The 11495-nt window shown below is 67.0% G+C and carries 10 protein-coding genes; 6 read left to right on the top strand and 4 right to left on the bottom strand.

Annotated elements, in window-relative coordinates:
* The coding region (locus VF794_RS37505) for an SPOR domain-containing protein (RefSeq protein WP_331118122.1) at positions 1–760 on the top strand (760 nt) is incomplete at its 5' end.
* A gap of 52 nt (positions 761–812) precedes the next feature.
* Positions 813–2021 carry a mannose-6-phosphate isomerase, class I gene (manA, locus tag VF794_RS37500; protein WP_331118120.1) on the top strand — a complete coding sequence of 403 codons (1209 nt, stop codon included), beginning with the start codon at positions 813–815 and terminating at the stop codon, positions 2019–2021.
* A 3-nt stretch (positions 2022–2024) separates the two neighbouring features.
* Here manA and VF794_RS37495 read toward each other — a convergent pair whose 3' ends face one another.
* The 4 genes from VF794_RS37495 to VF794_RS37480 form a co-directional block, all read right to left on the bottom strand.
* Positions 2025–3740 (bottom strand): cellulase family glycosylhydrolase, encoded by a 1716-nt coding sequence (locus VF794_RS37495; protein ID WP_331118118.1) that lies wholly within the window; start codon positions 3738–3740, stop codon positions 2025–2027.
* A gap of 168 nt (positions 3741–3908) precedes the next feature.
* Positions 3909–5129, bottom strand: a complete 1221-nt coding sequence (locus VF794_RS37490; protein WP_331118116.1) for a cytochrome P450 — start codon at positions 5127–5129, stop codon at positions 3909–3911.
* Between the two features lie 73 nt (positions 5130–5202).
* Positions 5203–6588 (bottom strand): MATE family efflux transporter, encoded by a 1386-nt coding sequence (locus tag VF794_RS37485; RefSeq protein WP_331118114.1) that lies wholly within the window; start codon positions 6586–6588, stop codon positions 5203–5205.
* Positions 6589–6666: 78 nt separating this feature from the next.
* Complete coding sequence (locus VF794_RS37480; RefSeq protein ID WP_331118112.1) at positions 6667–7266, bottom strand: hypothetical protein; 600 nt, start codon at positions 7264–7266, stop codon at positions 6667–6669.
* Between the two features lie 102 nt (positions 7267–7368).
* On the opposite strand from VF794_RS37480, the gene VF794_RS37475 reads away from it, so the two are divergent.
* The 4 genes from VF794_RS37475 (at position 7369) to lepA (ending at position 11466) form a co-directional block, all read left to right on the top strand.
* Positions 7369–7548, top strand: coding sequence for a ribbon-helix-helix domain-containing protein (locus tag VF794_RS37475; RefSeq protein ID WP_331118110.1), 180 nt, complete (start codon positions 7369–7371; stop codon positions 7546–7548).
* A 21-nt stretch (positions 7549–7569) separates the two neighbouring features.
* Positions 7570–8529: a UDP-glucuronic acid decarboxylase family protein gene (locus VF794_RS37470; protein ID WP_331118124.1), complete on the top strand. Its 960-nt coding sequence runs from the start codon at positions 7570–7572 to the stop codon at positions 8527–8529.
* 52 nt (positions 8530–8581) lie between these two features.
* Positions 8582–9508, top strand: coding sequence for an NAD-dependent epimerase/dehydratase family protein (locus tag VF794_RS37465; RefSeq protein WP_331118108.1), 927 nt, complete (start codon positions 8582–8584; stop codon positions 9506–9508).
* Positions 9509–9645: 137 nt separating this feature from the next.
* The gene (lepA, locus tag VF794_RS37460) at positions 9646–11466 is read left to right on the top strand and encodes a translation elongation factor 4 (protein ID WP_331118106.1); all 1821 of its coding nucleotides are present in this window, start codon (positions 9646–9648) and stop codon (positions 11464–11466) included.
* The last annotated feature ends 29 nt before the right edge of the window (positions 11467–11495 follow it).

Raw genomic sequence — 11495 nt, 5'->3', positions numbered from 1 at the left:
CGGGGTGGTGGTCGGCAAGAAGCTCGCCGGCAACGCCCAGACCGCCGCCGCGCCGGATCTCCTGTCCGCGCTCGACGCGAACGCCCAGGCCCTCCAGCAGGCCCGCGAGACCGAGTCGCCGCTCACCTTCCAGGACGAGCTCACCAAGAAGACGGTCTCCGAGACCGCGCCCTCCAAGCCCGGCACCGTCACGGTCGCCATCCCTCCGCCGGCGCCCAAGCCGAAGCCCGTCGAGCCGCCCAAGCCCGCCGAGGCCGTCGCCGAGGCCCCCGCCACCCCGGAGGCCGCCGAGCCCACGGCCGCCCCCACGGACGACGACTACGCGCCCGCCGCGCCCAAGCCGGCCGCGCCCAAACCGGCCGCGCCCAAGCCGACCGAGACAAAGGTCGCGGAGAACAAGCCCGCTCCCTCGCCCGGCAAGGTGGAGCCCGCGCCCACGCCTACCCGCACCACCACACCGGGTACCGGCCTGAAGGACGCCATCGCCCGGGCCACCCAGCGTCCCACCGAGGCCGTACCGGGAGGCGCCTTCACCCTCCAGCTCTCCGCCTTCCAGAACCGTCCGGAGGCCGAGCGTTTCGCGGCGAAGCTGAGGGATCGGGGCTATGCGCCCTTCATCCTCGCCGCCGAGGTCCCCCACAAGGGCACCTGGTACCGGGTCCGGATGGGGAGCTTCGCCTCGAAGGAGGCCGCGTCCCGGTATCTGGCGGACTTCAAGCGCGAGACCCAGCTCCAGGCCTTCGTGGCCGCCGCGAACTGAGTCCGCCAGTACATGGCGGGGCGGTGCCCGGAGTGCTATGGGCGCCGCTGCAATGTACCTCCTCGACAACGTCATCCAGCCGTACGCCTGGGGCTCGCGCACCGCCATCGCCGAACTGCTCGGGCAACCCGCTCCCTCCGCCAACCCCCAGGCCGAGCTGTGGATGGGAGCCCACCCGGGCGCCCCGTCGCGCGTGCGCCGGGAGTCGGGCGTGCAGTCGCTGCTGGAGATCCTCCAATCCGCGCCGGAGCGGGAGCTCGGTGAGGCGGTGACGCGCCGGTTCGGCAACGAGCTGCCGTTCCTGTTCAAGGTGCTCGCGGCGGAGACCCCGCTGTCGCTCCAGACCCACCCGAGCCTTGTCCAGGCCCGCGAGGGCTACGCGCGGGAGAATGAGCTCGGGGTGCCGCTTGGAGCCCCGCACCGCAACTACAAGGACGCCAACCACAAGCCCGAGCTCATCTGCGCGCTGACGCCGTTCGATGCGCTGTGCGGCTTCCGCCGCGCCGACGAGACGCTCGCGCTCTTCGACTCGCTCGGCCTGGGCCTCCTCGCGCCGCTGCTCGCCCCGCTGCGGGCATCGCCCGACGCGCACGGCGTCTCCCGCCTGTTCGAGGCGCTCATGATGCTGCCGCTGGAGCAGCGCGGGCCCCTGGTGGACGCGGTGGTGGCGGCCTGCGCGGCGCGAGTGGGGCAGGGGAGCCGCTTCTCCGAGGAGCTGCGCTGGGCCGTGCGGCTCGGTGAGCTGTACCCGGGAGACCCCGGCGTCATCGGCGCGCTGCTGCTCAACCTCGTGCGGCTCCAGCCGGGCGAGGCCATCTACCTGTCCGCGGGCAACCTCCATGCGTACCTGCGCGGGGTGGGCATGGAGATCATGGCCAACTCGGACAACGTGCTGCGGGGCGGGTGCACGCCCAAGCACGTGGATGTCCCGGAGCTGCTCCGCGTGCTGGACTTCCGGTGTGGCCCCATCGGTCTGGTCCAGCCGACCTCCACGGACGGGGTGGAGTTCGTCTACCCGACCCCGACGGAGGAGTTCCGCCTCTCGCGCCTCCAGCTCCGCCCCGGGGTGTCCCCGCGCTCGGAGCGGCGGGGGCCGGAGATCCTCCTGTGCACCGAGGGCTCCGCGCGGCTGTCCGTGGGCGGCGAGACGCTCGCGCTGCCCCGAGGCGCCTCCGTGTTCGTGGGCGCGGCGGATGGGGCCTACGCGCTCGAGGGCGACGGCGTGGTGTTCCGCGCGACCGCCGGCCTCGAGTCGCAGTAGGGCCTACTGGCGGAAGACCTCCACGTCATCGAAGTACAGAGCGGAGTAGGCTGGAGCGCCCTCGGACAGGAAACCGAAGGTCAGCTGGCCCGCGGTGACCTGGATGTTGGGGATGGAGACCTGGGTCCAGACACTCGTCGCCGGCACGGACAGACGGATGATCGTGGTGGTCCCATCGAACTCCTTGGCATGCATCTCGGCACGGGTCTGTCCGCCCGTGGACCGGACCCAGGCCCGGAGCGTATAGGTTCCGTTCGTCAGCCCCGTGAGACGCTGGTAGGTGAAGACGTGGTAGGGCTGGGTCTTGTAATGCGTTCCGTGGTAGTTGTTGTCCTGCCTTCCGCCATAAGTCTCGGCGAAGTCCGCGTCCTCGTGCCCCGTGGGTGACCAGGTGCTCCACCCCGAGGGCTGCTGCGTCCAGCCATCCTGATCGAAGCTGGGGTTGAGCACCCGCGGCGTGGTGGGCGAGGTCTCCGTGGCCCACATCCGCTTGAGCTCGTAGAAGGCGCTACGGTAGTAACGGCCGGTACTCACCCCGCCCGGAAGCGCGGTGGACAGTCCGAACCACTCCTCGTTCAAGAAGTAGTCGGGGCCGAGATTGCGATTGGGGAACCCGCCGTCGTCATGGGTGTGACGGGGCGACCCCTCGTCCTTCCACCACTCATCGTTCCACTCGAAGGCCACGCCACCCAGCAGTGGGCGCGTGGGGTTGGCCGCGCTCAAGTTGGGCGCCATCGTGTTCTCCCAGCGGTTCCTGTAGAAGTCGGCCTGGTTCTGCTGCGCCTGCCAGAAGCCCTGCCCCTCCGCCGTGATGTGGTCACAGCCGATTCCGACGCGACTATCGCAGGCGTCATATCCGAACTCCGAGAAGAGCAGCGGCTTGTTGGCCGGGTAGTTCTGGATGAGGTCCCTGAAGCCCTGCTCGGTGTTGTATGTGTTGAGGGACCAGACATCCACGGCGGGAGCCAGGTTGAGCAGGTTGATGTTGTCGATGTCCGGTGGCGAGGCGTCGTTGTCTCCCAGCACCACGGTATACGGGTGTGAGGCGTCCACGCCCTTCGCCTCGGAGATCGCTTCCTGGTAGAAGGCGAACAACTCCTGGGGCGTCATCGGCCCCCGCTTGTTGTCGAAGTTGTTCTCGTTGCCGAAAGCCCACATCAGGACCATGGGAAACTCCGTGCGGTCCATGAAGACTTTGATGACGTTGCGGAACCGGATCTTCTGCCGGGTCCGCTCGTCCCCGTAGAGGCCCATTCCCTTTCCATCGCGGTAATCCCTGTTCTCGGGGAGGGAGTAATTCAGGATGACGTAGATGCCCAGCCTGTCGGCCTCGGCCATGACGGTGCGGTACCTGGCGACGACCTTATCATCCACCCGGGTCAGATCCGTGGCCGGGTCGTTCGTCTCGTTCCAATTCACGAACAGCCGCTCGTACTTCACATAGACACGGAGGGTGTTGACTCCCATCTCCTTCATCTTGCTCAAGTCACTGAGCACGACGTTGGGGTCCATGGTCCAGTCGTCCGCCCAGTTGCCATCGCCCGTGGTGGGTACGGGGTGGTAGTTGACCCCACGCACCACGAAGGGCTGGCCTCCCACCAGGAGCTGTTTGTTGGACACGGTGAGCGTCTCTGGCAGCCGGCCCGCCTGGGCTTCCCACGCCATCCCCCCCGACACGATCAACGCCAGACCCAGCATCCAGCGACACAGGAATGTCATGGATACGTCCTTTCCAGGTGTTGCTTCAGTCGACGTTTATTCCCGCTATCCCCGAGGAGGATGCGGTGGTCGCCAGGGCTCTGGTAGGGAAGTCGAGGGTCCGCTCCGCTCCCTTTTCTGGTCAGGCGGCTACCAGGGGAGCGGGGGCTTGGACGGATGGGAGGGCACTCAGTTCCTCGGGAAGCGCACGTGCAGTGAGCTGGGCCCGCGGTCCTGGAGGTTGGAACCCCGGTAGTCGTAGGGCGTGCCGGCGAGTTCCCAGCGTGGCAGCGTGAGCAAGGCGCGCAGGGCCTCCTCGACCTCGATCCGAACGAGGGAGGCCCCCGGGCAGTAGTGGGCGCCGACCCCGAACGTCATATGCCGGTTGGGCACCCGGGTGATGTCGAAGCGATCCGGATCTGGGAACACCTCGGGGTCGCGATTGGCCGCGGCGGTCAGCGCGTGGACGAAGCGGCCCTTGGGAATACGCGTGCCCCCGAGCTCCGTGTCCTCCACGCACAGCCGGTTGATGGACAGCACGGCCGGCTCATGGCGCAGGCTCTCCTCGATGGCACCCCGGATGAGGTCAGGGTCCTGCCTCAACGCGTGCAGCTGCTCGGGGTGATTCAGGAGAGCGAGGACCGTGTTGGACAGCTGGTTCGTCGACGTGACGAAGCCCGCGCCGATCATCTGGAAGGACTGGATGACGGCCTCGCCCGCGAGCTGGGAATTGCCCTCCTCCCCCGCGATCAACTGGCTGATGAGATCCTCCCCGGGCGCCGCACGGCGCTTCTCGACGAGATCCTTCAGGTAGGCCACCATGTCGTTGGAGGTGCGCCGCACGGAGTTGCGCACCTCGTCCGTGCCGACCGCCGAGGCCGCGGGCTTGAGCAGGTCCCTCGACCAGCGCATGAACCGCGGTCGATCCGCCTCGGGGAGCGCGAACAGCTCGGCGATGGCGTTGATGGCGATGGGCTCCGCGAAGTCCGCGACGACGTCCATCTCCCCCTGGCGCCGTCCCTTCTCCAGGGCCCGCTCCACGAGCGATGTGACGTGGGGCCGGAAGCGCTCGAGCGCCACGGGCGTGAAGCCCTTCATGACGAGCTGACGCAGCAGCGTGTGGCGGGGCGGATCCTGGAAGAAGACGAGCCGCGACCAGGCCGCGAGCATCTCCTTCGACGCCTCATCCTCTCCCAGCAGCCCGAGGCCTCCCAGCATCTCGTTGGCGCGCCGCGAGGAGAAACGCGGGCTCTTGGTGAGCGTCTCGATATCGGCGCCGCGCGTGAGGATGAAGCACTGAAAGGGCTCGAAGAAATAGACGGGCGCCTGGGTGCGCAACCGTTCGAACGTGGGGAAGGGGTTGGCGAAGAAGCTCTCGCTCATGAGATCGATATCGGTGCTTCCGCTCATCGTTCCTCCAGGACTGCGTGGCGTGACACCCAGGTAGTAGACGTCTCCAAGCGGTGTCGTGTTTTGTCGCTGCTCACCCGCCGAGCGCGGCGACCACGGGCTGTTCCTCCGGGGTGACGAGCGACTGTTTCTCCCAGGCCCTGCTCCTCCACCGCAGCCACATGGTGATGCCTCGCGTCCATTCATCCGCCGCGACGGCGAACCAGACGCCGGCCAGTCCCATGTTCATGCGGAACACGAGGAAGTAGCCCAGCGGCACGCTCATGCAGGCCATGGAGAGAAAGCCCAGGTAGACGGTGAACCGGGCGTCTCCGGTGGCCCGCAGGGCGTTGACCAGGACGAGGTTGAAGCTCCGTCCGGTCTCCAGGAGCAGGCCCACCACGATTACCTGGGAGGTCAATCGGATGATGTCGGCGTTGTCCGTGAAGAGTCCGACCAGCGGTTGGCGCAGCAGGATGACGGTCACATCCACCAGCACGGTGATGGCCAGGCCCCACTTCAAGCTCTCCAGGGCCTGTCGGTACGCGTCCTCCTTGCGGTTCGCCCCCACCAGCCGCCCGATGATGATGGCGCTTCCGATCCCGGTCGAGAGGCTGAACAGGAAGACGTACTGGGAGATCGACATCGCGTACTGCCGGGAGGCCAGGGCCACGGAGCCGAGGAAGGTCACGTAGTACAGGAACACCGTCTGACAGGAGTGGTACGTGACCGTCTCGAGAGCGACGGGAACGCCCACCTTCAGGATCTTGCGGATGTAGTCCTTCGAGAACGTCAGGTAGTCCCGAAGCACCATCCGGACATCCATCACGCGGTACAGCATCCACACGAAGACGACGAGCGCGATGGCGCGGCTCATCACGGTGGAGATCGCCGCACCGGTCACCCCCAGCTCGGGCAGCCCGAAGTGGCCGAAGATGAGGGCGTAGTTGCCGCCGATGTGCAGGACGTTCATGCCCAGCGAGACGTACATGGACTGCTTCGTGAAGCCGTACGTCCGCAGCAGGCTGGAGAAGACGTTGATGAGCGCCTGGATGAACAGGAACCCACCGACGATCCCCATGTACGTCTTCGCGTACGCCAGCACCTGTCCCTGAAGGTTCATCCTGTTCAGGATCGCGTTGCCGAACAGCAGCAGCAACGCGCTGACGGTGAGCCCGAGCAGCAGGTTCAACGTGATGGAGAGGGCGGAGATCCGGGACGCCTCCTGCCTTCTCCGGGCGCCGAGGTACTGCGCCACCACGGTGGCGGCGCCGTTGCAGATCACCTCCATCACCAGGATGCACAGGAACGTGTACTGATTGACCACGCCCACCGCCGACACGGCCTCGTCGGACACACCGCTGAGCATCAGCGTGTCCGCCGTGCCCATCAGCATGAACAGCAGGAACTCGAAGAAGATCGGCCAGGTCAGCCGGAACAGTCCGAGGCCGGGTTGCTCCGGCGTCCTTCCATCGCGCATTGGCGCCGCGTCCTCGCATGGCCGCCGGGTCGCGTCCAATGCGGAATCGACGGCTGCTCGCCATTCAACCGAGGTGCCTCACCCGGCCGGGGGCTCGCGGCTCCACTTGTCGACGTTGCCGTCCCCGTCCACGTCCTCGCCAATGCGGTCCACCCGGTCGTTCTCCCAGTACTCCCAGTAGTCCACCCGGCCATCCGCGTTGGAGTCCCGCTCCTTTCGCGCCAGCTTGCCCTTCTCGTAGAAGTTCCACTCGTCCGGCCGGCCGTCCCCGTTCAGGTCCCGCTCGCGCCGGATGTTGACACCCTTCTCGTAGAAGTAGACGGAGTCCACCTTCCCGTCGAAGTCGAGGTCCATCGCCTCGCGCTCGCGCTCCTCGTGGGCGTCGTAATAGGTGGTGAGGTCCACCCGGCCGTCCCAGTTGATGTCCAGCTCCTTGCGGACCATCCGCTGGCGCTCCTGGCCGTCCGCCCCACGCTCCTCCACCGCGTACACCCACACGTCCGCCGTGCGGTCGCCGTTGGTGTCCTTCTCCGTCACCTTCTCGTTGGCCGCCGGCTTGGGGCGGATGGGCTCCGGCGCGGACGCCTCGGCCTTCGCCGACTCCGCTCTTTTTGCTACTTTGTCGGACGCGCACCCACACAGGCCTACCAGCGCGACCCCCAGGATCCACCTGCTCATCGAGGGCATCACCACTCCTGGCGCCGTTTCGCCGCCCGGTGCACAAGGCTCGAAAACAGCGCTTCAAGGGCCATGTAACTCCATATATTTTCACATATCGCCATGGCCCGAAAGAAGATCAGCACGACCATCTACATCACGCCCGAGCAGAACGAATTGCTCAAGGCGCTGAATCAGAAGACCAAGGTCCCCGTGGCCGAGTACATCCGGCAGGGGATCGATCTCGTGCTGGAGAAATACAAGGCGCAGCTGCCGGGCCAGGCCTCGTTCGACGAGCTTTAGACCATGACGATCCAGAAGAGCATGAAGGGCCAGAGGGTGGTGGTGCTGGGCGGTTCCGGCTTCCTGGGCTCGCACCTGTGCGAGCGGGTGCTGGAGGACGGGGCCATCCGGGTCGTCTCGGTGGACAACTACCTCACCGGCAGCGCGCAGAACGTGGCCCACCTGCGCCACCGTCCGGGCTTCGAGGAGCTGCGCCAGGACATCACCGAGGGGCTGTCGGTGGAGGGGCCGGTGGACTACGTCTTCAACATGGCCTCGCCGGCCTCGCCCATCGACTACGCGAAGCTGCCGCTGGAGACGCTGCGCGTGGGCTCGGTGGGCACGGAGAACGGGCTGCGGCTGGCCGAGGCCAAGAGCGCGGTGTTCCTCCAGGCCTCCACGTCCGAGGTGTACGGGGATCCGCTCGTGCACCCGCAGCGCGAGGAGTACTGGGGCAACGTCAACCCCATCGGCCCGCGCGCCTGCTACGACGAGGCCAAGCGCTACGCCGAGGCGCTCACCATGGTGTTCGCGCGCTCGCGCGGGGTGAGCACGCGCATCGTCCGAATCTTCAACACCTACGGGCCGCGCATGCGCCTCAACGACGGGCGCGTGGTGCCCGCCTTCGTGGGCCAGGCGCTGCGGGGCCTGGATTTCACCATCTTCGGCGACGGCACCCAGACGCGCTCCTTCTGCTACGTGAGGGATCTCGTCGATGGCCTCGTGCGGCTGGCCCTCTCGGACGTCACCGAGCCGGTGAACATCGGCAACCCCCGCGAGATGACCATGCTCCAGTTCGCCGAGGCCGTGCGCACCGCGGCGGGCGGGGGAGGGCGGATCGTTCACCAGCCGCTGCCCAAGGACGACCCCAAGCAGCGCCAACCGGACATTACCCGCGCGCGCCAGTTGCTCGGGTGGGAGCCGCGCGTACCTTTGGAAGAGGGACTGCGCGAGACCATCGAGTGGTTCCGGGCGGTTGCCGCCCGGGACTCCATCCCCTAACTTCCGGCAGTTTTTCTCAATGTCGCCACCGATGAGTGGCAGGAGCGTCGCGGTGAAAGTCCTGGTGACGGGTGGGGCTGGGTTCATCGGCTCCCATGTGTGTGACGCGTTCGTACGTGCGGGCCATGAGGTCATCGCGCTCGACAACCTGTCGAGCGGCAAGAAGGAGAACCTGGATCCCCGGGTTCGCCTGGAGGTCCTGGACATCCGCAGTCCGGAGGCCGCGGGGCTGATCCGCGCCGAGCGTCCCCAGGTGCTCTGTCACCTCGCGGCGCAGATGGACGTGCGCCGCAGCGTGGAGGATCCGCGCTTCGACGCCGAGGCCAACATCCTCGGCTTCCTCAACCTGTTGGAGGCCGCGCGCACCTCGGGTGTCCAGAAGGTGGTGTTCAGCTCGACCGGCGGGGCCATCTACGGCGAGCAGGACGTCTTCCCGGCGCCCGAGAGCCATGCCACGCGGCCGGTGTCGCCCTACGGCGTGTCCAAGGCCTCGGGAGAGCTGTACCTCGGCTACTACCTGGCCCAGTACGGCATGAAGTACGTGGCCCTGCGGTACGCCAACGTGTACGGCCCCCGGCAGAACCCGCACGGCGAGGCCGGCGTGGTGTCCATCTTCTGCCAGCGCCTGCTCGGTGGGAAGGAGTGCACCATCTACGGCGAGGGCAAGCAGACGCGGGACTTCGTCTACGTGGAGGACGTGGCGCGCGCCAACCTGCTGGCCGTGGAGAAGGACGTCGTCGGCCCGGTGAACATCGGCACCGGCAAGGAGACGGACATCAACCAGCTCTACACGCTCCTGGCCCAGTCGGCGGGCGTGGACAAGCCAGCCCTTCATGCCCCCGGCAGGCCGGGAGAGCAGATGCGCTCCTGCGTGGACAACGCGCTGGCGCGTCGGGTGCTCGGCTGGCAGCCCACCGTGGAGATCTCCGAGGGACTGCGCCGCACGGTGTCGTTCTTCCGCGAGCACACCGCCCGCTAGCCGTCTCGCCCACCCTCCGGGGTGGGTGACGCATCCAGGTGGCGGTCCGGCTGCCTGGAGGGTGCGCGGATGCATGGATTTTGGTGGGCTTCGGTGTTACCTAAGCCGGCTTCGACGTAGCCCGAGGCCCCCAAACCATGCCGGCCGACAACGCTCACATCCGCAACTTCTCGATCATCGCCCACATCGACCATGGGAAGTCGACCCTGGCCGATCGCCTGCTCGGTGCCACCGGAACGGTGACCAAGCGCGAGGCGCAGGACCAGTTCCTCGACAACATGGAGCTGGAGCGCGAGCGCGGCATCACCATCAAGGCCCAGTCGGTGCGGATGAACTACACCGCCAACGACGGCCAGAAGTACGTGCTCAACCTCATCGACACCCCGGGACACGTGGACTTCGCCTACGAGGTGAGCCGCTCGCTCGCCGCGTGCGAGGGGGCCCTCCTGGTGGTGGACGCCTCCCAGGGCGTCGAGGCCCAGACGCTCGCCAACGTCTACATGGCGCTGGATCACGACCTGGAGATCATCCCGGTCATCAACAAGATCGACCTGCCGAGCGCCGACGTGGAGCGCACGCGCCAGGAGATCGAGGACGTGATCGGCATCGACGCCTCCGTCGCCGTGCCGGCCTCCGCCAAGGAGGGCATCGGCATCAAGGAGATCCTGGAGGCGGTGGTGAAGAACGTGCCGCCGCCCTCGGGTGATCCGGCGGCCCCGCTCCGAGCCCTCATCTTCGACAGCTGGTACGACAACTACCGCGGCGTCGTGACGCTGGTGCGCGTGCTCGAGGGCACGCTCAAGCTCAAGCAGAAGATCAAGCTGTGGAGCAACAACAAGGCCTTCGAGGTACAGGAGCTGGGCGTCTTCAGCCCGTTCTCCCGCCCGGTGCAGCAGCTCATGGCCGGCGAGGTGGGCGTGCTGGTGGCCAACGTCAAGGAGCTCCAGGACGCCAAGGTGGGTGACACCGTGACGGAGGAGCTGCGTCCCACGGACGCGCCCTTCCCGGGCTTCAAGGAAGTGAAGCCCATGGTGTTCTCCGGCATCTTCCCGGTGGACTCCGAGCAGTACGAGGGCCTGCGCGACGCGCTCGGCAAGCTCAAGCTCAACGACGCGGCCTTCACCTACGAGCCCGAGTCCTCCACGGCGCTCGGCTTCGGCTTCCGCTGCGGCTACCTGGGCCTGCTGCACATGGAGATCGTCCAGGAGCGTCTGGAGCGCGAATACAACCTCTCGCTCATCACCACGGCGCCCTCGGTGGTCTACCGCATCACCGACTCGCAGGGCGGGGTGCTGCTGGTGGACAACCCGGCCAAGCTGCCGCCGGTGCAGAAGATCGCCAAGTTCGAGGAGCCCATCCTCACCTGCCACATCCACGTGCCCAACGACTACCTGGGCGCGGTGCTCAAGCTGTGCCAGGACCGGCGCGGCGTGCAGAAGGACATGAAGTACCTGGGCTCCAGCGGCACGCGCGTGCAGGTGACGTACGAGATGCCGCTGGCCGAGGTCGTCTTCGACTTCTTCGACAAGCTCAAGAGCGTCACGCGCGGCTACGCTAGCCTCGACTACGAGCTGGCCGGCTACGTGGAGGCGGACCTGGTCCGGCTGGACATCCTCATCAACGGAGACCCCGTGGACGCGCTCAGCGTCATCGTCCACAAGGAGCGCGCCTACCAGCGCGGCCGTGAGGTGTGTCAGAAGCTCAAGGAAGTCATCCCGAAGCAGATGTACGAGGTGGCCATCCAGGGGGCCATCGGCGCGAAGATCATCTCGCGCGAGACCATCTCCGCCATCCGCAAGAACGTGCTCGCCAAGTGCTACGGCGGTGACATCAGCCGCAAGCGCAAGCTCCTCGAGAAGCAGAAGGAAGGGAAGCAGCGGATGAAGCGGATCGGCTCCGTCGAGATCCCGCAGGAGGCCTTCCTGGCGGTCCTGCGCATGAACGACACCGCGGGCTGATCGAGCGCCCGTGAGCTTCTTCGATTCGC

The organism is Archangium sp. (assembly GCF_036389735.1).
Lineage (GTDB): Bacteria > Myxococcota > Myxococcia > Myxococcales > Myxococcaceae > Archangium.
This window is presented reverse-complemented; position numbering and strand designations above follow the sequence as displayed.

Excerpts from the sequence above, each read along its gene's own strand:
- manA (WP_331118120.1), top strand. The coding sequence starts at position 813 with ATGTACCTCCTCGACAACGTCATCCAGCCGTACGCCTGGGGCTCGCGC.
- VF794_RS37495 (WP_331118118.1), bottom strand. The coding sequence starts at position 3,740 with ATGACATTCCTGTGTCGCTGGATGCTGGGTCTGGCGTTGATCGTGTCG.
- VF794_RS37490 (WP_331118116.1), bottom strand. The coding sequence starts at position 5,129 with ATGAGCGGAAGCACCGATATCGATCTCATGAGCGAGAGCTTCTTCGCC.
- VF794_RS37485 (WP_331118114.1), bottom strand. The coding sequence starts at position 6,588 with ATGCGCGATGGAAGGACGCCGGAGCAACCCGGCCTCGGACTGTTCCGG.
- VF794_RS37480 (WP_331118112.1), bottom strand. The coding sequence starts at position 7,266 with ATGAGCAGGTGGATCCTGGGGGTCGCGCTGGTAGGCCTGTGTGGGTGC.
- VF794_RS37475 (WP_331118110.1), top strand. The coding sequence starts at position 7,369 with ATGGCCCGAAAGAAGATCAGCACGACCATCTACATCACGCCCGAGCAG.
- VF794_RS37470 (WP_331118124.1), top strand. The coding sequence starts at position 7,570 with ATGAAGGGCCAGAGGGTGGTGGTGCTGGGCGGTTCCGGCTTCCTGGGC.
- lepA (WP_331118106.1), top strand. The coding sequence starts at position 9,646 with ATGCCGGCCGACAACGCTCACATCCGCAACTTCTCGATCATCGCCCAC.